This is a genomic window from Bacillus sp. JST-5 (genome assembly GCF_057747715.1).
Genome location: NZ_JBYLHW010000044.1, coordinates 1 through 22,318, shown reverse-complemented (window position 1 = coordinate 22,318; position 22,318 = coordinate 1). Strand labels below are relative to the sequence as shown.

Sequence of the window (22,318 nt, the reverse complement as noted above, 5' to 3'; positions counted from 1 at the left end):
TTGAGCGATTACGAAAAAAGATCTTGTGGCGTCAACTTATCAGAAGGAATGTAGGTTAACCTACATTCCTTCCAAAGAGAGAGTATTGGAAATATTTACACCACCACAATTGACAGAGAGCCAAATTTTTTCCCTCTATTACAACGTATTTATGTGAAGTGACAACACACATACGCGGTTTACATACAACTGTTGAGAAAATTAAACAAAAACACGAAGTGCAAAAAGAGTACGCCGAATTATTATTAAAAGACTTTCCGAATCGTATTTACATGTTCTGGTCTCCATATGTGCCAGAAGGATATATCACCACGGAGTTACGTAAAATTGATACGCTTTAACAAGTAATTAATAAAGATTACACTTGCTGTATTGAAGAAATGAGAAAATTCGCAGCGGAAAATACAAATGACTTAGGGAATCCATTTTTAAGGGTGCTGTAAATTCTTGAACATTTAAGATAGAAAATTGTTACTGTTAAGGTGTTTTGCACAGCGTCAAGAAAAGTTGACAGGCCCATTTCGGTTAGTCAGAAGGAATCAAAGTGGAAACCAGAAGAATAAGCAAAAATTAACTTCGTCTGTAGGCATTTTGAAGAAATCGGTACGAACATTGAATTCATTGGACCAGAAAAAGATGTAAATCAATTTATACTACGGGCGATAAGCAGATAATAAACCATTAAAGACAGAAGTTGTCATAGCCTCTGTCTTTTTGGTTTTTATGACATGATTTGACAAATTTTTTTGTAAAAATAATATAGGATAAAAGAAAAGGCCTTTTCATCCTGAGAAACATATCGATTCAATTCGATATTAAAAACAATCGTTTATATCAAGTACAATTATTTACATCATTCTACAATCTAAGCAGGATGAGATTAACGAAAACTAAAAATTATCGAGACGAGGAGGAAAAAAATGATGAAATTGGATGAATTGCTGATTGCGTTAAAACAAGATTTTCCAGAAGAAGCGATTAACTTAGCTGAGAGCCTCGTTCTTGTGAAAGAGACAATTAATGATGTGATGAACGCAATGAATCAAAAAATGTCCCAAGCATATATCGAGCGGAATTTTGATAAAAGTAGAGCGTATATGAATATGGCGGAGACATTCCATCAATTTGAGACGAAGTTAGAGGAAATCATTAATCAGCTTGATGTAGACAATATGGATTTTAATTCTGACGAAAGTGATGAATATGAAACGACGAAAAATCCTGCTCGTAACTATTCACAGTATGAAGTAGATTCTAATGTCGAGCATACGCTATATGAGAACTTGACCCATATCCGGCCGTACGGGTTTAAAATCAATGAACATCATATCGTAAAAGTGAAAACATGGAAAGAAATGCTTGTAAAAACGTGTGAATTTTTAATCTCTATTGATGAAGAAAAGTTTTTGAGCTTTGAAAACGTTGATTATATGAATGGAAAGAAAAATAAATATTTCTCTATCGATCCTCGCCTTCTCCGTAAACCAGAGAAGGTATCGAACAAAATATATGTGGAAACGAACATGAGCAGCAATTCCATTCGTAATTTATTGATTAAGTTACTGAAAGAATACAACTTTAAAGTCAATGAATTTAAAGTATACTTTCGAGCAGATTATACGGCTTTAAACTCCAAATAAAGTTAATCTGAGATGACATATACATAAGCAAAATAATTAATTAGATTATAAGGAATTCATTGATTGGGTGTATTTTCATGATTACATATGTTTACGGAGAACACTCCATGATTGCTACCACGCCAGCGGGCTTGAAAAGATTGTTGGCTTCCGTGTGTGAACAGTGGCAGGCGCTGGTATGGATGTATAGAAGTTATTAAGGTGCCTATTAAGATGCCTGTCACCACCCGAATGTTGTTCGCTGGTTACATACGCTTAATTATTGTTTTTTGGAGGGTATTTTGGATGCAGTTAACAAAATTAAAGATAAAAAATTTTCGCTCATTTGGTGATGAAGAAACAGTTGTGCGCTTTGATAAGTTGACTACTTTTATTGGGAATAATAGTTCTGGGAAGACAGCTCTTATTCATGCATTGTTGAAATTATTTGGTGAAGGAAATAACTCATTGACACGTTCAGATTTTCATTTGCCTTTTGATAAAAAACCAGATGAAATGGATAGATGCGAATTATTTATCGAAGCAGTGTTTGAGTTTCCAGAATTACAAGATAATCATGGTTTTATAACATATAGCATTCCAACGTTTTTTGAAAACTTTGTAGTAGAGGATGTTGGTAAATATCCTTATATACGAATTCGATTAGAAGCTACTTGGGAAAGAGGGAATAGTATTGAAGGTAATATAGATAGCCAAATTTATTTTGTTACTGTATCAGAAGATAGTGAAATCGAAGAGCAACATAAGAAACGGGCTACGAAAGCAATTTTGTCAAATATTAAGTGTATTTATGTTCCCGCTTTGCGTGATCCAAATGAACAACTGAAAAATGTTTCAGGATCTATATTGTATCGTATTTTGAATGGAATTAACTGGACAGAGGGAACAGTTGATAATATAAGACAAAAGACTGCTGAATTAGATAACCTTTTCAACAATGAAAAAGGTATTAATACTCTTAAATCAGCGATACAACAATACTGGAATAAATATCATGGAGATAATCGATATAATCAAGCCGCTTTAACATTTAACAGTACTGACATGGAAACGATTCTGAAAAGAGTGGAGCTTAAATTTTTTCCTACAGAAACTGAACGAGATTATAGTGTAAATGAACTTGGGGACGGATTACGATCTTTATTTTATTTGTCGCTGGTAAATTCTTTATTGGAAATTGAAAACAAAGCACTTTCTGAAATGGGGGAAAATCAACGCTCTTTTAACATAATTCCACCCGTTTTAACAATCGTGGCAGTCGAAGAACCTGAAAATCATATTGCTCCTCATTTGCTCGGAAAAGTTGTGAAAAACTTAATTGACATTTCGACAAAAGAAAATGCTCAAACCATTTTGACCTCACACTCGCCAGCAATTATAAAACGAGTAGACTGTAAGAGCATTCGCCATTTTAGGATATGTAATAAGAGACAATCATCTGTAATAAAAGAAATAAAATTACCTGAAAAAGAATATGACTGCTTTAAGTATGTCAAAGGTGCAGTTGAGGCTTATCCGGAGTTGTATTTCGCTAAACTTGTTATATTAGGTGAAGGTGATAGTGAAGAATATGTTATTAAGAAAATATTAGCTTCTCTGGGACGTGATATTGATGTCCAAGGTATATCAATTGTTCCACTTGGCGGACGACATGTTAATTATTTTTGGAAGTTATTAAAAGATTTAGACATCCCACATATAACACTCCTTGATTTTGATCGTGAAAGGCAAGGTGGTGGATGGGGAAGAATTAAATACGCAATAGAACAATTAATTGAGAACGGATTTCCCAAAGAAAAGCTGTTAACCATTGAAGGTGAAACGGATTTTTTTAATGAGGACTTGGAACAAATAGAAAAATTGAAAGGTTACAAGGATGAAATAGTTAATCCATGGGTTCGGTTATTAGAAGATAACAACGTTTATTTTTCCTATCCATTAGATTTAGACTTTATGTTGCTTGAAAAATACTATAAGGAATATATAGACTCTTTAGATACAAACGAGGGACCTAGATTAAAAATTAATAATGTAACTAAGAAAATAGCTGACCTTAGTGATGAAGATTATAGTTCCCGAGAATATCAAGAACGATTAACTTCTGATATACGTACAACATTAAAACAAAATGGAGGGGACGGAAGAACTTATAGTACGGCTCAAAAACAACTAATGATTTGGTATAACTACTTTTTTTTATCAAAAAGTAAACCTGTAACTCATATGCGAGCTCTTGAAAAACTAGATTTCTCCAAATTACAATTACCTAAGCCTTTAGAACGTCTTATAGATGCCATTGTGAAAAAAATAGAGGAATAGGAGGGAGGTTTTATATGAAGTTTGTGAATCCTGCTGATTGGAAACCAGAAGGAGTATGCTTAGAAGAGGCTGCATTAGAAGCTGTTGTGTCTAATAAAAACTTGCTTGTTGTAGCTGGACCGGGTGCAGGAAAAACCGAGTTATTAGCACAAAAAGCATGCTATTTATTACAAACTAATACATGTCCCTATCCAATGAAATTTTTGGCTATTAGTTTTAAAAAAGATGCAAAATCTAATTTGGCTGAGAGAGTGGAAAAGCGTTGTGGAAAAGAACTTGCCAAAAGATTCGATTCAATGACCTTTGATAGTTTTGCTAAATTTATTATTGATCGGTTTCGATTAGCAATTCCAGAAGAATATAGACCTTCACAAGATTATGAAATTGCAGATGATGAACTATTGCAAAAAGTATTTATCAAACACTTTCCAGATACGATTCATTATAAAAAATCGAAATTGAACAAATTGATACATACGACAATAAAAAAAGAGATTTCTTTGCCCCATAAGGATCAGACACTTAAAAACTTGTGGTACGACTTATTAAATGATAATGAAACAGGGAAGTCACAAGTAACTTTTTCAATGATTTCAATTTTAGCTGAGTATTTAATCAGAACTAATCCTTTGATTTTAAAAGCGTTAAATGCTACATATAGTCATGTTTTTTTAGATGAATTTCAGGACACTACATCTATCCAGTATCAACTAGTAAGGACATGCTTCTTACATTCAAAAGCTAAACTTATTGCAGTAGGTGATAGCAAACAAAGAATTATGGTTTGGGCAGGAGCAAAAACAGACATATTTGAAGCTTTTAAACGTGATTTTAAATGTACTGAAAAAGAGCTTTTAATGAATCATCGTTCCGCCCCGAGATTAATTCAGCTTCAAACATCTTTATATCCACTATTAAAAAAAGATAAAGTTCAAATTCAACCTAATGATAGGTGGGATTCCCAAGATGGGGAAGCTAATTTATATTATTTCGATGATTGTGATCAAGAGTCAGAGATAATAGCTAATGAAATAAAAAATTTAATTCAATCTAATGTTGATCCGCGTGAGATTGTTATTCTCGTGAAACGGAGTTTACCTATTTATACTAATAAAATTCAGAATAAGTTGACTGAATTAAATATTCGCTCAAGAGATGAAGGAGAGTTTCAAGAGTTATTGAAGGAAGATATAGTTAAACTCCTTTTAAGTGTTTTATATTTAGCAAATGAACGTAACCCAGACAAATGGTTGTTTCTAACCGAATTTTCATTTTTAATACATGGTTTAGATGAACAAGATGAGTTTGAAAATATAGGTGAACTATACAAATCTCTAGATACATTGGTATCAACCTGTAAGAAAAAGTTAATGGAGTTTTCTGTTCAAAATGAAGAAATCGATTTCTTAGAATTATTGAATGAAATCATAGACTTTTGGGGATATGAAAAAATAAAAGCCGTTTACCAGCAGTATAATCAGGAAAAGTATTTTAGGGAATTAATTAATCGAACCTCAAAGTTTTTATGGAATGAATACACACTAAATAAGGATTGGATAGAAGCTATAGAGTGTTTTGAGGGGAAAAATACCATTCCTATTATGACAATTCACAAAAGCAAAGGGCTTGAATATGAAGTTGTATTTCTCATAGGCTTAGAAGACGAGGCATTTTTTAGTTATGATACACAAACTGATGAAGATAATTGTACGTTTTTTGTAGCAGTATCTAGGGCTAAAAAGAGAATTGATTTTACGTTTTCACGTGTTAGAGAATCGATAAAAAATAATAGGGATCAGGAGCACAACAAAATTAACAAATTACATGAAGCTTTGATAAACTCGGGGCTTGTCAGTATTTTTGACTACCAAACAGCCAATCAACGTTAAATCGCCCACCGGAATTTATATTAGTTCAAATTAATTTTCCAACATAACTACCTGTCCAATGCATTGAAGCACCTTTTTGAAAATTCAAAGAGTCGCTCCAATAATGAAACAATTGACATAGTGCTGCCGCCGTTCGATTTAATAAGATACAAGGAAAAGAGAGTTGTACTGTACTGTAATGTCGGTCGGCTCTCTTTCTTTATTCCAGCATACAATCTCCTACTCTCATTCGAATTAACTCATCGGATTAATTAGAAATTCCTGTTTTTTAATGGTTACTGTTCGTAGTGGCTTTGAATTTACGAACGGTAATGGATCTCAAGCCTTCTTCGTTCATGATGCGAGCGACCGTCTTTTGAGATACACGAATCCCTTGTTTGCGTAGTTCTTGCGTAATTTTCGGACTTTCGTAAATCTTACGGGACTTTAGATACTCCTTTCGAATCTGTTGAGTCAGTTGTTCTTTTGTTCTTTCTGTTTACTTTTCGCCCGCCTAAGCCAGGCGTAATCCCCACTTTTGGAAACACCGAACACTTGACACATCTTCACAACAAGAAATTCATTTCGGTGTTGAAAAATGAAGGCGTAAATGACTTCTGGTTTCTGGTGAAGATGCCTAACGCCTTTTTTAAGATCGCTAATTCCTCCTCCAATTCTTCATTACGATGGCGTAATTCAATGATTTCTTGATTTTGTGGCTTGATGTTGCCTGAACCTACACGTTCCATTGCTTTCTTTGTATTCTTTGACCCAACGATGAAGCGTGTTGTAAGCAAACCTAGTTCTTTTGCGACTTGGGCGATGGACTTGTCCCCCTCCAAGCATAACTCAACCGCTTGAATCTTGTATTCTTGATCAAATGTTCTCTTTTTCATGATTGACATCTCGAACCGATTGTAATTAAGTTTATTATAATCTCTCTGTTCTCTGTGTCTACTTTTTAGACTAACATCACATTTCTGGTACGAAGATCATAAGACAGGGAAAAGAGTAGATATCCCTTTTATGTTTATAGCACATGAAAAGTGAGCCACTTCGCAACTTAAAGCTGAGCCGCTCATAGTTTGTGAATATATCATCCACCAGATCTCGGTTGGCTTTACATGGAGAGGCGGGCATGATACATTTGTTTGTTTGCGAAAATCCTTTACAGTCGCAGGCTTTCGCAGGTAAGTCATGCCCGTAGAGGCTCCATGTCAAGCCATAATACTATCAATAATAACCTACTAAAGTTTGTGAAAATAACTAAAACCAGATGGCTCAATTATTGTTGCGAAGTGGTTCATTTTAATTGCGAAATACACCTGGCACGCCCCGAAGTAAATTTTTGACTATAGGCACACAACTGTGCCATCAAAGGATTCTCTGAAAACATTCCTCTTCAGAAGTGATTGAACTTAATAATAACAACCACCAATGATATAAGGTATCGACGAATAATGGTGAGTACATGATTTATAAGTTGTGCTTAGAAAAATCCAGGAGATTGTCGAGTTTGGTAGAATTTAAGAAACATAAAGCCTCTCGATTTGATATGATACCCTTATAATTGACAGATGTGCTTTCTTTTTTCTGTCTTCAATAAGGGGATTTATTTTGGTTGGTTATACCCCCTTGGTTTTACAAATTTTCGGTAATTTTCACCCAATCTTCTCTTTAAATCTATTACAATAGGGATGAAACATAATTCATAAGGTGATGCGTAATGGATTCTTCATGGCTGAAGCCAATTTCAGAAGCAAAGTATTTGGCAACGGATAATGCATATCGCTATCGGGCGATTTTAAGATATTTTTATATGCAGCATGAACGAATGCGGCAATATTTGTTTCCTGAAGAAGTATTTGAGTTTTTAAAAAAGCATGAGGAGTTTCGGAAATATACAGAAGACGATCTGCAGCAGGATTTAGATCAGCTTGTCAAATGGAAAAACTTAATTGCCAGGCAAGAGACGGTGAATATCCGCACAATCGAAGAATTTAAAAAGAAACGGTTTCGTTATCAATGCAGTCCTTACACGGTCGAAATTGAGCGGATGATCCGCACGTTAGAAAAGCTGGGGGATTCATTCGGAGGGTCTTTGGAAAAAACGCGGTTTGACCGCTTATATTCTTCACTCGTTCGAATAGAAAATATTATACAAAATGATTTTAAAGAAAAACGTGAAGAGATTAATCAAATTTGGGAAGAAACGTTCGATTATTTCAAAAAAATCATTCAAAATTCTGCGGATTACATCGCTTACCTCAACAGTGAGAACACGGAAGAACGAATGATGTCGGAAGCGTTTCTTGTATATAAAGAAAAATTTACGACATATTTACGCGATTTCATCGTCGCCTTACAGAAAACATCATTAAAAATTGAAAAGTTGCTGGAAGATATCGCAGAAGATGATGTTCGCAAACTTGCTGCGACTGTTGCTGATTATCAAATGACGATTCCGAGATTAGAAGAAATGAAAGTTTCGAAAGAACAACTCGAGGAAGATTTGTTCGAAAAATGGAAAGGTTTAAAAGAATGGTTTTTAGGCAGAGACGGTCGGGAGAGTGAATTGTATTTTCTTCAGCATCAAACGAATGAAGCAATACGCCGCATGACCCGGGTTGTGCAAAGGCTGGGGGAACGTCATCACAATTTCCGCAGCCGCAAGAAAGATTTTCTCCATTTAGCAAAGTGGTTTTCCGAGCTTCCGAGTTTAGAAGATGCCCACCGGCTATCCTCTGTTGTTTTCGGATGTTTTCATACGAAGCATCTCATAACAGAAAACGATGCAACAGAAAACTTTTATCGCGATATTTGGGAAGAAGAGCCGACAGAATGGACGGTAAAGCCTCGCGTTCGCCATTACCGTGAAAAGACAAAACCTGAAGCAATCGAAACCCGTGAAAGAGAAAAACAGGAGATGATGGAGAAATTTTTGCTGGAGAAAAAACGTGAGAAAGAAGAGTTAGAGAGTCTCATTCAAGACAACAAAATTATTTTGCGTGAACTGCCGGTGATCGAACCGCACATTCGAAAAACATTGTTAAGCTGGATAGCAAAATCGATGACAAAACAAGACGGTGTCGTAAAAACGGAAAACGGTTGGAAGGTGAAGGTCATGCAAAAAGATTCATCCTCGATTCAATTGAAAGCTGCTGACGGAATACTTACGATGCCGAATTATGAACTTTATGTCCTCGAAAAGGGAGAGATGTAACGTTGGAAAAGACAGAGCAAGGGTTTGATGAAAAAGCGAAAGAAGCTATGACTGCCCTGTTTGAAAACTTCTGGATTGTGCGGGAAGACCAACCGGAGCTTTATCAAAAGATTAGAGAGCGGGAAAAAGTGTTGAAACGTTACTTGCAAGAAAAGTTTGGATACAGACTGATCGTTCACCGCTATTTTGCTAAGCTCGAGAAAATCCCTGCTGAGCCTGAATCTTGGATGGGTATTCAAGAATTTCAAGATATGTTAGATTATGCCTTATTTTGCTGCTTGCTAGCATATTTAGAAAGCAAAGCCGTAGATGAGAAATTTCTTCTGTCCGATTTATGCGAAGAGATTCAAGCGCTGTATCCAGGGGAACTGCCAATCGATTGGACGAGTTATCAGCATCGGAAATCGCTCATTCGCGTGCTCAAGACGTCTGAACAAATCGGTATCGTAAAACGTGTCGACGGGGATCTTGAAGGGTTTGCAAGTAAAGAAGATCATGAAGCGCTCTATGAAGTCCCTGTTGTATCCCGCTATTTTATGAGATCGTATCCAAAAGATCTTTTTCAATATGAAACAATAGAGGAAATTTTAGAAGAAGAATGGAAAGCATCTCCGCAAGATTATCGCCGACATCGCATTTATCGTCAACTTTTTCTATCGCCGGTCATTTATCGCATGCAAAAAGACGACCCAGACTTTTATTACTTAAGAAACTTTCGTCATCGCTTGCGTGAAGATATTGAAAAACACACTGATTTTCGCTATGAACTTTATAAAAATGCGGCACTTTTAACTTTACCAGAACGACAAAGCCGATATACGCTGTTTCCAGATCAAAAAGGTACTTCAGAGATTATTCTTCATTTTTCTAACATTGTTCGCCAGCATCTTGAAGTATACATGCCTGATGAGTACGGAAAAATCCACTTAACACCAAATGATTTTTTAGGGTTATTAAAAAAATGTCGTGACGAATTTTCTGAAGGTTGGAGCAAAACATACCGCGACATGACAATTGCTCAACTTTCTAATGAGGTAATGAATGCTTTAAAGGATTGGAAAATGGCCGAACAAGAAAAGGAGACTGGGATGATTATTTTATACCCGCTTTTAGGAAGATTAATCGGAACATATCCTGATGATTTTCTAACGAAAGGAACGAATGAAAATGACGAATAAATGGGAGTTACATCGCGCGGGACTGTTAAATTTTTGGTATTATGATGAAGAATATTTTCATTTTGCAGACGGAAAGCTTTTATTGCGCGGTAGCAATGGATCCGGCAAATCAGTGACGATGCAAAGTTTTCTCCCTGTTTTACTTGATGGAAAAAAGAGTCCTGACCGACTCGATCCGTTCGGTTCTCGTGCCAGAAGGATGGAAGATTATTTGCTAGGGGAAAAAGAAGTCGTCGACAGGGACGAACGAACAGGTTATTTATTTTTAGAGTATAAGAGGAAAAACTCTGACCAATTTATCACTACAGGCATTGGTTTACGGGCTAAAAGGCAGAAAAAAATGGATTTTTGGGGATTTGTCATTTTTGACAATCGACGCATCGGAAAAGACTTGCGTTTATATAAAATAGAAAAGACAGGTGGAGAAACGCAAAAAATCCCTTTAACCAAACGGGAGTTAATCAATGTTATTAGTGAGGGTGGAACGGTTGTTGATTCGCAAAGTGAATATATGGAGTTAGTGAATAAACATATTTTCCGATTCGAGTCCTTGGATGCGTTCCACGAACTGATTGAATTACTCATTCAATTACGCAGTCCGAAGCTTTCAAAAGATTTTAAACCAACCGTGATCTACGAAATATTAGAAAGCTCGCTGCCGGCACTTACCGATGAAGAGCTGCGACACTTGTCAGAAACGATAGAAAACATGGATCAGGCAAAACAACAGTTAGAACAACTTGAAAAAGACGAGCAAGCTCTCAAGAAACTTTGCCAGCACTATTCGACTTATAATGAATATATGTTGGCTGAAAAAGCGAATGAATATTTAAAATCGGAAAAAAGCTTTAAAAAGTTGAAGGAAGAAAAAGAGCAGTTAGAAAAGCAGCAGCGAGAATATGAGGACATGCAAACAACATTGAAAGCAGAGATCCAACAATTAACGAATGAACAAGAAGTACTGCGTAAAATGGAACTTGATTTATCAAATCATGAAGTGTTTCAGACGGAAGAAAAGCGGAATGAAACAGAGAAACATCTGAAAAATATAAATGATCAGATCAAAAAGAAAGAAAGGTTTGTAGAGGAAAAACGGGAGCAAGAACGGAAAATCGAACAAAACTTAAACACGTATGAAGAACGTTTCCATCAGTTATCGAAAAAGCTAGTAGAACAGTTAGATATGATGCGGAGCGATGCGTTAGAAAGCTCTTTTTCAGAGCATACAATCAACGAAGAGGATTTTCAGCGGAATCGAGAACATGAATTTGATTTTACCGTATGGAAACGGGAAGCTAGTGCGCATTTTGAAAGGTTGGAGCAAATTAACAGTCTATGGAAGGAACATGATGACATTCAAATCCGTTATGAAGAAACGTATAAAGAGCTCGGCGAATTAAACCGTGAATTAGATCAACTAAAGAATGAAGAGAAAAAATGGCACGAGCTGTTTGAAGATGAAAAATCACGTTTGCAGGAAAATGTGTTCGAATGGAGCAAAATGTTTCCAGATATAAAGGCGGATGACGAAACGTTTCAAGTATTTTTGCAGCGGTTGAATGAGCTTTATGAGCGCTATCATTTTGAAGAAGTGAAACAACCGTTTACAGATCAATATTATCAATCGATCGAAAAGTGGAAAGCAGAAAAAATTAAACAACAACATGAAATGAAATTGCTAGAAAATGAAATCCGTGAAACGGAAGAAAAATTGCGCTATTGGAAGGAACAAAAAGATCCAGAACCAGAACGAGACATGCAAACGGTGCAAACAAGGGCGTCGCTAAAAGAAAAAGGAATACCTTTTGTTCCGTTTTATGCGGCGGTGGAGTTTCAAGAGCAAGTGTCCGAAGAGTTACGGGAACGGATCGAATCTACATTAAATCATGCTGGATTGCTCGACGCTTTAATTGTGGAAGCGGAATTAGATATCCAATATGATCGAGTGATTACGCCAAACCCAGCAATGATGGCACATACGCTGGCGGATTATTTAAAACCTGATTTAGAGAATGACAGTGGTGTTTCTAAAGAAAAAATTGAAGCGGTATTACGAAGTATAATCGTATCGGACGAACAGCAAGGAAACGAATATTTTGTCATTAACGAAGCCGGACAATATTCCCTTGGACTATTAAAAGGACATGCCCCCGAAAGGGAAAAGGCGAAATATATTGGACGAGCTGCACGGAAGCGGCTGCGTCTTGAAAAAATTCAGCAATTTGAGGAAGAATTATGGCATTTAAACACTCAACTTAAAGAAAAACGAGAGCAGCTCGCGGCAGTGGAACAACGAATCCGCCACATTAGGGAAGGGTTTCAATCGTTTCCAACAGACCAAAATGTTAAATATTCCTATGACCAGTGGAAGGAAACGAAACTCAAAGTAGAGAGTAAAGAAAAAGAAACAGAAAAGAAAAATGAAAAATTAGGGCAAATTGCTCGAAAGTGGCAACAAATCAAACATACTTTACGCAGTAAGACAGAAGGACTTGACCTGGAATTTTCAAAAAAAGGGTACGAAGATGCTTTGTCATTTATGAGAACATATTTGAAAGAGTTAAATGAGATACAAATTACGCATGGAAACATCGTCAACACCAGTGAAATGATCAAAAATTTAAAAGATCAGATTGAAACGGTACAAAGCGAAATAGACGATGCGAAAGGTGAAATCAACGTTCTTCTTGATCAACAACAACGGGTATCACTTGAACTTGAGCATATCGAATCGATGTTAACGAAAATGGGAGCGGAACATATTCGTCAAGAGATTCAACGGATTCGGGAACGATTAACGTTTTTAACAACGGAAATTCCTGAGAAAATTAAGAAGCAAGAAGGTATAAGGAATCAGCTTTCAAACATGGAAAGCAAGTTAAGTAGTTTAGAGAGAAAACTGGAATTTGCAAAGGTTCTTGCCCAAGCATGGGAAGAGCTGTTTTCACAAGAATTGGAACGAGGACTAGTGTTTATTGACGAGAATAAAACAGGTTCGCTTTTGCACAAAGCAATGGCTATTACCAAGAAATTTGATTCTGTATTAAAAGAGAATACACGATCTTTTGTCAATGACCAATTAAACCGAATATTTTTCAAAGAACTACCAAATTTAATCGAATATCGGCCGACACAGGAACCTGCGAAATGGAGCAAACAAGATCCTTTTATCCAGTTTTCGTTAGATGAAGAAGCGGAGCTGAAAGCGAACGATTGGAAGGAAAAAGCAGGACGTATCATCATTTTGCTTGATTATAAAGGTCAACGCGTCACACCATATTATGTGTTAGAAGAGATTGAAAAAGATATTTTGCTGCAAAAAGAATATATTAACGAACAGGATCGCGAATTGTACGAAGACATTATTTTGAAAACGATCGGACGAATATTGCGAAGCCGCATACAGCGTGCTGAACGCTGGGTAAAAGATATGAACGCTTTAATGGAAAAACGTGATACTTCTTCCGGTCTGACATTTTCAATTCAATGGAAGCCGAAAACAGCGGAAACCGAAGAAGAAATGGACACGAAAGATTTAGTCGAATTGTTGCGAATGAATTCGCGGCTTTTGAAGGAAGAAGACTTACAGCGGGTTACGCTTCATTTCCGCTCAAAAATAAATCGGGCGAGAGAAATGCTTGAAGAACGTGGGCAAGGCAATACGCTGCACCAAGTCATTAAAGAAGTGCTCGATTACCGAAAGTGGTTCTCGTTTACCCTTTATTACCAAAAAACAAATGAACCGAAGCGGGAATTAACAAACCAAAAGTTTTATAAATTTAGCGGCGGAGAAAAGGCTATGGCGATGTATATTCCACTTTTTGCTGCGGCATATTCACGTTATCAAGAGGCGGCAGAGGATGCTCCATATATTATTTCGTTAGATGAAGCGTTTGCCGGCGTGGATGAAAACAACATACGTGATATGTTCGCGTTAGTCGAAGAGCTTGGTTTCAACTATATCATGAACTCACAAGCACTTTGGGGAGACTATGATACGGTACCAGCGCTTTCTATATGTGAATTAGTCCGCCCGAAAAATGCTCCGTTCGTAACGGTTATACGTTATCATTGGGACGGAAAGGTGAAACGACTTGCGACAAATCCGGATGAAGAATTTACTTTAGCATCATCCATATAGAGAGGATGGTTTTTGTTGGAACAAAAAATAGCGGAAGCTGTTGCGTTTTTTCGCGGTGAACCTGGTTTTCACCGTCTTTTTTTGCTAATGAAAAAGAAATACCAATCACTCGGGAGAGTTGGAGGAACGGTCAAATTAGACGGTTTTTCATTTGAAGAAAAAGAAGCGATCGGAGCTTTTTTTGGGAAGGATCTTCATCAAGAAACTTCTCCTTCAGTTTCATTGAAGATATTTACCGAACAATTAGAGAAAACGCGCTTTGCCGGTATACCGTTCGTTACATTACTTGAGAGTTATTTTGGTGAAGACATCACCACCAATCAAGAGAAGAAGGAAACAGATCGGAAGAAAAAAGAGGAATTTTTTCAAATCCTTATTCATCAATATCCTGAACAAGCGAGGTTGCTGTCTTCTTTAGCTGAAGCGGCTCCCCAAAACCGATTTATTCATATCGCCTATTCACAAGATTGGGAAAATTTGGAAACAGTGTTAAAGAATGTGTGCACGGCACTTCACCATTTGCCGAAAAAAGGTGAATATGAACGCCTTTCGATTTTTTCGCAAAAAGTGTTAAAAGACCCGCACGCATTTGATTTGCATACGTTTCAAGGAAAAGTATTTCTTCATGCACTTCAATTTTATTCTGATCAAGATTATGACTTATCCTCAGTTGAGGAAGTTAATGAGCTCCTTCAATCATTCGGTATTTTACGGGAAGAGATATTAAACTTTGTGACGTGCGCGGGTATTTTGGCGGAAGCGGAACAGGGAATTCATCCTGTGTTTTCTTCTGCTGTAAAAACAAATTCGGTACTCAATGTGCCATTGCGTGAAATATTAAAGTTAAAGCGTGCATATCCGGAAAAGGGGCAAACCGTATTTGTCGTTGAGAACTCTGGCGTTTTTTCGGCTTTGTTGGATTTTTTTCTTGACGATTTTCCGCCGATGATTTGTACAAACGGGCAATTTAAACTGGCGTCACTGATTTTAATAGACTTGCTCATCAAAGAAGGATGTCATATTTATTATTCAGGAGATTTCGATCCTGAAGGATTAAAAATGGCGCAGCGATTAAAGGAGCGGAATCAAGAGCATATTCATTTATGGCATTTCCAATTAGAAGATTACTTGGCATCATCACCAGAAGTTTTGCTGTCGGAAGACCGAGTAGTGAAATTAGAATCCGTTACGTTAGAAGAATTGCAGCCGGTCAAAGAGAAAATACGGAAAATGAAAAAAGCGGGGTATCAAGAAGAAATCCTGATAAAGCTTTATGAAGATATTTATCGCCATATGAGCGATTACTACAAACATTGATTTGCAATTTCTGTTCCCATTCGTTTAGCGAACTGTGCCAGGTACTGTTCGCTAATGTAGAACTACAGTGACAATGAATTCTTAAAGGTTTGGAAAGCTAGCCAAAGCGTAATCGATTACCTGAAGAAGCAAAATCTGCTTTCGCTCGAGATGAGAGAAAGTGGATTTTTTTATGCTCTTGAGATGGCCGCATGGAATCGTCAAGCCATTTTGTTAACTTTACCCAATTTGTATAGACTTTATTAATAATTTGTGAATTGTTGAGCAAATCAGACTCAATTACAGAAAGCGTAAACGGGCAGTATATGGATGTCACATATGACATACAGACGGAAGCGGAGTATATAGAAATGGTGAAGAAAAAATCAGGTTCTTTAGTAGCAATGGCGTGTTTCGTCGGAACTGCATTAGCAGATGCTGAAAAAAACACTGTCATCATTGAAAAGTATGCCAATGATATAGGAATTGCTGCACAAATCGACAATGATATGGATGCGTTGTATCGTTGGGATGAGAAGAACGACATCAAAGCGAAGAAGAAGTCGCTTCCGATTTTGTACATGCTAACAAGTAAACGGGATAACTTACTGAAACAGTATTTTAGCAATCATGTTGATTACAATGAGCTTTATGTCCAAAAGGAAAAAGTGATTCAGCAAATGGAACAGGAAGGAGCGTTTTACTATGCAAAAGTGATGAGCCAGATTTACAAGGAAAAGGCTTTGCAAGAAATCGAGAAACTGGATGTAAACGATAGGTACAAATCCGCACTAAAAATGATAATTTTATAATTTCGGAGGGAGTAAATATGCAAGAAATGATTCGTTTTTTAATGGAAAATCCAGAGGTTATTGAAAAATTAAAAAGTGGTACAGTAAGCTTAGTAGGTTTAGATGAACTCGAAGTTCAAGCGATAATAAAGGTATTTAGCCAATCCGTTACCCCCCTTGGATATTGGAAGTAGAGAGCGATGAGACGAACGATTACCGTGATAAGCGTAGCTGCGATTGTGGCACTATATTTAACCATTTTCAATGTGAAGCATCCATTGATCGGCATGGATGTAGAGAAAAATAAGAACGGTGATATTGTTGTAAGCGATATTTACGAGTTTGGTTGGGCAAAAAAAATGGCATTCATATTAATGATCAAGTGCTGAAAGTGGACGGAAAGCCCCCGCTCTCCCATTTTACTGTCCGAAAATACAAAACAATTGAACAAGCGAAAACAATAACGATTCAGAGAGAAAATCAAATCCAAACATTGACGGTTGACTATAAATCGCATGGAACGGAACAATGGCTGTATTATATCGCCTTGCCGATGGGTTTTTTTCTATTCGCTGTTAGTTTAAGCATTTTTTTGCTTCGTCTGCGGCCGGATGACAAATCGGCCACCGTGCTTATTTAATGGAGCTGCTGGCATTGGAATGAGCAGAATTATGATGAGTGAATATTATAATAGCCATGATTTAAAAAATGATATTGAAATTGCAATTAGGCAAACATTAAAAAGTGGTTTCGGGGGTACCCATTGTCTATGTCATGGGGATTTAGGTAATTTAGATTTGTTCCTATTAGCATCTAGCAAGTTCAAAAATGAAGAAATGAAAGAGACGGCATTAAAAATCGGAGAATATATTGCTTCAGATATAACATATGGAAACTTAAAGTATGGAACTCCCTCCGGTACAAAAAATCTGGGCTTAATGCTTGGACAAGCAGGAATAGGTTATGGTTTTTTAAGGCTTGCTTACCCGGAAATTGTTCCATCAGTTTTAACTCTTCAGTTAAATCATTAATAGGAGGAATTATATGGAGGAATATATTAATGAAAACAAAAAGAAGAGTACCGCTTAAAAGACAAATTGCACAAACTGATTGTGCCTTTTGTTGCTTGTCGATGATTGTTGCTTATTATAAGAGTTATGTCAGCTTTCATGAATTACAAGAGAGAATGGGTGGCGGTCGTGATGGAGTTTCGTTGCATCCCTTTCCGAAATAGCTTCCAATATTGGGTTTAACACACAAGTTTACAAAAGAAAAGATTTATTTGAAGTTGATTCGCCAGTGATTGTTTATTGGGATCACTTTCATTATGTAGTATTAGAGAAAATAAATAAAAGGGGATACCATGTGTTGGATCCTGCTATTGGTCGATGCATTTATTCTAAAGAGGAGTTTCATAAACATTTCACAGGTTATTATTTGGAATTAAAACCCAACGATAATTTTAAAAGGAAGAAACCGAACAATGTTTGGCTACCATATCTAAAAATAGCCTTTGAGAAACCTAAATTATTATTTTCAGTATTAATTGGGTCAATGTTTATTCAATTACTGACTATAATAATGCCTTTACTTACAAAATTTGCAATAGATGAGATTGTTGGCTTAAATCATTACGAGTTTTTTTACAATTTTCTTCTCAGTATTATTTTTCTGGTTTTAATTAATGGAGTAATCCATTTTTTACGCGGCCGTTTTTTAGCCAATTTAAGGGTTCATATTGATTGGAAATTAATGAGCAGGTTCTTTAAACATTTAATTAATTTACCTTTTCAGTACTTTCAAATGAGATCATTTGGAGATATAGTATACAGGGCAAATGCCCATATAATGATACGTGAACTTTTTTCTCAACAGACCATCATGAGTTTTTTAGATTCTACTTTAATTCTTATCATACTTGGATATATGGCAATAAATTCACCTTGGTTAACAGGATGGGTAATTTTATTTGGGTTATTGAATGTATTATTATTAACCTTAACACAAAATGCGATTAAGCAGCGCTCCGAAGAGGAATTATCTGAACAAGCTAAATTTCAAGATGCACAAGTTGAAACATTATATGGTATTTTTGGAATCAAAATGGCCGGTGTAGAACGACAAGTTTTTAATCAGTGGGAGCGCTTGTTAAAAAATCTATTAAGTGCATTTAAGAAAAAAGAATATTATTCTAATAAAATAAATGCTTGCATAGTGAGTTTGGAGCTGGCTGCTCCTTTAATAATTTTAGCTTTATCATTACACCAAGTTCAACTTGGAAACATTACTGTTGGGACAATGGTAGCATTCTATTCATTAACAGGGACTTTTTTCGGACTGGTATCTTCTTTAGTTGATACAGTACAAAGCATGATAATGATGGACACTTATTTACATAGGATAAATGATGTAATGGAAGCTCCAACAGAAAAAATACCGGAGAAAGCTATAAAACTAGAAAAACTTTCAGGCAATATTAGACTAGAAAATGTTAGCTTTTCTTATACAAAATATAGTCGCCCCGTACTTAAAAATATCAGTCTTGAAATAAAAGCAGGACAAAAAGTTGCGATTGTTGGACCATCAGGATCAGGTAAAAGTACACTGGCCCGGATGTTATTAGGTTTATATGAACCAAATGTAGGTGAAATATTTTATGATAATGTTAATTTAAAAGATATAGATAAGCAGTGGTTACGGAGAAAAATTGGAGTTGTCCCTCAAGATGCCACTCTTTTTAACAAATCCATTCTTCACAATATTTCAGTTTACGAGGAAAATCCTTCTATGGATGATGTAATTGAAGCTTCGAAAATTGCCCAAATACATGACGAAATAATGGCTATGCCAATGGGTTACTACACACCTGTCTCTGAAATGTCGATGAATATATCAGGTGGCCAAAAACAAAGAATTATGTTAGCAAGAGCCATTCTACAAAAACCTGCTATTTTGATATTAGATGAGGCAACAAGTTCATTGGATAATATTAATGAGAAAAATATTGATAAACATTTAAATGAAATGAATTGTACTCGTATTATAATAGCGCACCGTTTAAGCACAATTAAAGATGCGGATAGCATTATTGTTCTGAATGATGGAAAAATAGTTGAATCTGGGACTCACTACGAGTTAATGAAAAAGAAAGGCTTCTATTACAATCTTTATTATTCAAAGAGTAATAATGAGGAATTAGACGCCGTTTTGGAAGGTGAAATTTAAATGACTACTTTATTTGTAAACGAAGTCAAAAATCAAAGTATCGATATAGGGGATATGGACCGCTATCATTTTGAGTTTCTTCAGCCGATTTTGGAACATAAACGCTTTGTCTTCCTTGGGGAGAGCAGCCATTGCGTCAAAGAATACAGTCAAGCAAAAGTAAGCCTGATTAAATATCTTCATGAAGAATTGGGGTTTCATGTACTTGCCTTTGAAAGCGAATTGGGGCCATGTATGATCGGCGATTATCTGTCTGATCAACTTGATTCTAAACGTTTTATGGCGGGTACCATTGGGCGTGTGTGGCAAAATGAATTTGTCCTCGGATTATTTGACTATATGAAAAAAATGAAGCAGGAGCGGCCGCTGTATTTTACTGGTGTGGATGTTTATCAAGGAAAAAAGGAGAATTTGTTTTCGGAATTCCTCGAGTCTTATTTAACGGGTCCGACCAAACAGAAGTTTATCGATTTTGAAAAGCGGGCGATCGAGGTTTTGATTGCAGCCGATAAACGGAAAATCAAGCGTTCAATGCGCCAAAATATAAGGGAAGAGATGGAAAGTAAGGGCATGGAATTGATTGAGGAACTCAAACAGCATTGTTTTCCGGACAGCAAGATTTATAAAATTGTCCTCCGTACGATGGAAAATAGAGTAAATTACTTAAAAGCAACTTTAGAAAAAAGTTTCTCGAAACTTTTTGAGTATCGGGATGCATTAATGGCAAAAAACCTAGAATTTTTAGCACAGGAAATATACCCAAATGAAAAATTTATCATTTGGGCACATAACATGCATATTAGCAAAAATACTTCCGCCAAGCGCCTGTCTGCCTATAAATCGTTTGTGGAAAACCTCTCCCAAACGATTAAGGAGAAAAGTTTTGTATTGGGGTTGTATGCAAAGGAAGGCAAAATGTTGGATTATACAGGTAAGGAATATCCAATAAAAAAAACGAATAAAAAACATTTGGAAAGCCTTCTTGACCATTCCCCTTATCAAAATAGTTTTATTCAGTGCAATGGAAACTGGGCACAGAAAAAGTGGCGGGCCTATGAAGGCGGAGGAATGCCTACTTCCTTTGTACCTGCACAACAATATGATGGGATTTTATTTTTTAAATATGTTTCCCCAGCTTACTTTGACGTTGAAGAATAGAGAAAAGTAATTTAACATTTTTCCCGAGAAGTCTCCCTTCCTCTAAACAGAATGAAGGTGGGAGAGGTTCATTTTTTCCGTTAGATATTTTTATTTCTATAACGGGTCTTTACAGCATATATCAATATAATAAAAATAATCCAGCGTGGATGAACTATGCTTTGATTTCCCTTGTTTTGACTTTTTGTTCTGGCTTACAAGCCATTGCATTTTTGGTTTTTCGCAAAGATTTTGACATCACTTGGTGGGCTGCCAATTTGTATTTGATGATTTACCCGTTGTTTTTTATTAAAGATTTTATTGCCGAAAAGAATAAGGACCGTCTGTCAAGGTATGATGGATCAAAATTGTTGGTGAAATGCGGTTATGACCTTATTTAAGAAAAAGGGGTGTTGATCGTGTATTTTCTTATTTGGGGATTTCTTGTCTGGTTAGGAGCAACCCTCATTTTCCGGTTTTTTGGCCATTTTTTCTTCCATCCAGAAAACGCTTTACTTCTTCTTTTGTCCTATCTGCTTGTTGTTCCGATCATTGCTTTATTAACCTATCCGCTGTACAAGCTTAAAGACTTAACAAAAGAGGAACGTTTAAAGCCGCTATGTTTATCGCGCTTCCCGGCATGTTCATTGATACGGTTGTGTTAGTTGATCTTTCCAGATGTGTTTACGAATTTACCTGTGCAATCCGATCGGTATTTTGGTTCTTGGTTATTATGGGCGTACAGTTTAATTTTGATAACGGGTCTTCCGTTAAAAAAGCGAGAGGGAGGTGACAAATGAAAAAATGTTTAAAATGTTTGTCTGGCCGTTTTACAGGCTTTGGGGCAGTAATGCTACGGAATATTATGAAAGCAAGGGGATAAACACATGTTTCACCGCAAAAATAATATTTCTTCTGAAATCAATTGGCTAAAAGATCATACATACAGTATACAATTGCATGAATTAGATGATCATTCAGATTTGTATTTTTTAAAACCTTTACTACATAATAAACGAATCAGGCAATAATATTAGTAAAAATAATAATTGACAGATTCATATAGGTTATTTTATGATAAAATTGGACAGTTGAATAGTTCTCCTAAAGGGGAGTAGCTTTTACAACAAAGTCGTCATTTCGGAGTTTTGCCGCTCCCGGCTTTGTTGGCAACGTTAACGTTGTTAGCAAGACCTTTACCCGTTGGTAAAGGTCTTTATTTGTATGTAAAACCTTTACCATACATGGTAAAGGTTTTTTATGTGCGCCCGGCATGTACATGAACTATAGGGTGTAAGTCCCGAACCCCGAAGACAGAAGTAGAGGTTAGCCAAGAGCAAGGGTGTCCGTGGTGACGCGGAATCTGAAGGAAGCTGGAGGCAAAACACCGGTCCGAGGAACACGAACCTCATATAAGGCTAGGTATGATTGAGTGAGTTTGCATAACAAAACAAAGCTCTTTCTGTCGAAGGTCATATCGAGTAAATGAGGCGGATAGAT

The 22,318-nt window shown here is 36.3% G+C and carries 16 protein-coding genes and 3 pseudogenes; 17 read left to right on the top strand and 2 right to left on the bottom strand.

Annotated elements, in window-relative coordinates; genetic code table 11:
- The first annotated feature begins 920 nt into the window (after window positions 1-920).
- The 3 genes from AC3ASS_RS09765 to AC3ASS_RS09755 all read left to right on the top strand — a co-directional run bounded on the left by AC3ASS_RS09765 (window position 921) and on the right by AC3ASS_RS09755 (window position 5,848).
- Window positions 921-1,640, top strand: a complete 720-nt coding sequence (locus AC3ASS_RS09765) for a hypothetical protein (protein WP_488283338.1) — start codon at window positions 921-923, stop codon at window positions 1,638-1,640.
- Between the two features lie 285 nt (window positions 1,641-1,925).
- A complete protein-coding gene (locus AC3ASS_RS09760; protein WP_488283337.1) occupies window positions 1,926-3,959 on the top strand; it encodes an ATP-dependent nuclease in 2,034 nt (677 codons plus the stop codon).
- A gap of 14 nt (window positions 3,960-3,973) precedes the next feature.
- Window positions 3,974-5,848, top strand: coding sequence for a UvrD-helicase domain-containing protein (locus tag AC3ASS_RS09755; RefSeq protein WP_488283336.1), 1,875 nt, complete (start codon window positions 3,974-3,976; stop codon window positions 5,846-5,848).
- A 268-nt stretch (window positions 5,849-6,116) separates the two neighbouring features.
- Here the strand turns inward: AC3ASS_RS09755 and AC3ASS_RS09750 are convergent, their stop codons facing one another.
- Together AC3ASS_RS09750 and AC3ASS_RS09745 are read right to left on the bottom strand one after the other, a co-directional pair.
- The gene (locus AC3ASS_RS09750) at window positions 6,117-6,305 is read right to left on the bottom strand and encodes an IS3 family transposase (protein WP_488283341.1); all 189 of its coding nucleotides are present in this window, start codon (window positions 6,303-6,305) and stop codon (window positions 6,117-6,119) included.
- A gap of 88 nt (window positions 6,306-6,393) precedes the next feature.
- On the bottom strand, window positions 6,394-6,723 hold the full coding sequence (locus tag AC3ASS_RS09745) for a transposase (RefSeq protein ID WP_488283335.1): 330 nt from the start codon (window positions 6,721-6,723) through the stop codon (window positions 6,394-6,396).
- A gap of 830 nt (window positions 6,724-7,553) precedes the next feature.
- On the opposite strand from AC3ASS_RS09745, the gene AC3ASS_RS09740 reads away from it, so the two are divergent.
- The 14 genes and pseudogenes from AC3ASS_RS09740 (at window position 7,554) to AC3ASS_RS09675 (ending at window position 21,849) form a co-directional block, all read left to right on the top strand.
- Window positions 7,554-9,050, top strand: a complete 1,497-nt coding sequence (locus AC3ASS_RS09740; RefSeq protein ID WP_488283334.1) for a TIGR02677 family protein — start codon at window positions 7,554-7,556, stop codon at window positions 9,048-9,050.
- Window positions 9,051-9,097: 47 nt separating this feature from the next.
- On the top strand, window positions 9,098-10,228 hold the full coding sequence (locus AC3ASS_RS09735; RefSeq protein ID WP_488283340.1) for a TIGR02678 family protein: 1,131 nt from the start codon (window positions 9,098-9,100) through the stop codon (window positions 10,226-10,228).
- Window positions 10,218-14,369 carry a TIGR02680 family protein gene (locus tag AC3ASS_RS09730; RefSeq protein WP_488283333.1) on the top strand — a complete coding sequence of 1,384 codons (4,152 nt, stop codon included), beginning with the start codon at window positions 10,218-10,220 and terminating at the stop codon, window positions 14,367-14,369. The genes AC3ASS_RS09735 and AC3ASS_RS09730 overlap by 11 nt, the downstream gene beginning before the upstream one ends.
- Before the next feature lie 15 nt (window positions 14,370-14,384).
- Entirely contained in the window at window positions 14,385-15,686 is a 1,302-nt protein-coding gene (locus AC3ASS_RS09725) for a TIGR02679 family protein (protein ID WP_488283332.1), read from the top strand.
- A gap of 257 nt (window positions 15,687-15,943) precedes the next feature.
- A complete protein-coding gene (locus tag AC3ASS_RS09720; RefSeq protein WP_488283331.1) occupies window positions 15,944-16,477 on the top strand; it encodes a class 1 isoprenoid biosynthesis enzyme in 534 nt (177 codons plus the stop codon).
- A gap of 17 nt (window positions 16,478-16,494) precedes the next feature.
- Window positions 16,495-16,650 carry a competence pheromone ComX gene (gene comX, locus AC3ASS_RS09715; RefSeq protein ID WP_008881885.1) on the top strand — a complete coding sequence of 52 codons (156 nt, stop codon included), beginning with the start codon at window positions 16,495-16,497 and terminating at the stop codon, window positions 16,648-16,650.
- Between the two features lie 6 nt (window positions 16,651-16,656).
- Entirely contained in the window at window positions 16,657-16,845 is a 189-nt protein-coding gene (locus tag AC3ASS_RS09710) for a hypothetical protein (protein WP_488283330.1), read from the top strand.
- Window positions 16,846-17,067: 222 nt separating this feature from the next.
- The gene (locus tag AC3ASS_RS09705) at window positions 17,068-17,487 is read left to right on the top strand and encodes a lanthionine synthetase LanC family protein (protein WP_488283329.1); all 420 of its coding nucleotides are present in this window, start codon (window positions 17,068-17,070) and stop codon (window positions 17,485-17,487) included.
- A gap of 29 nt (window positions 17,488-17,516) precedes the next feature.
- A pseudogene (locus AC3ASS_RS09700) lies at window positions 17,517-17,854 on the top strand (cysteine peptidase family C39 domain-containing protein); the annotation flags it as partial.
- Window positions 17,855-18,010: 156 nt separating this feature from the next.
- Complete coding sequence (locus AC3ASS_RS09695; RefSeq protein WP_488283339.1) at window positions 18,011-19,681, top strand: peptidase domain-containing ABC transporter; 1,671 nt, start codon at window positions 18,011-18,013, stop codon at window positions 19,679-19,681.
- Window positions 19,682-20,839, top strand: coding sequence for an erythromycin esterase family protein (locus tag AC3ASS_RS09690; RefSeq protein ID WP_488283328.1), 1,158 nt, complete (start codon window positions 19,682-19,684; stop codon window positions 20,837-20,839).
- Window positions 20,840-20,907: 68 nt separating this feature from the next.
- Window positions 20,908-21,219: pseudogene (locus AC3ASS_RS09685) on the top strand (DUF5360 family protein); the annotation flags it as partial.
- Window positions 21,220-21,228: 9 nt separating this feature from the next.
- Window positions 21,229-21,618, top strand: a pseudogene (locus AC3ASS_RS09680) (DUF5367 family protein).
- A gap of 87 nt (window positions 21,619-21,705) precedes the next feature.
- Window positions 21,706-21,849: a hypothetical protein gene (locus AC3ASS_RS09675; protein WP_488283327.1), complete on the top strand. Its 144-nt coding sequence runs from the start codon at window positions 21,706-21,708 to the stop codon at window positions 21,847-21,849.
- The last annotated feature ends 469 nt before the right edge of the window (window positions 21,850-22,318 follow it).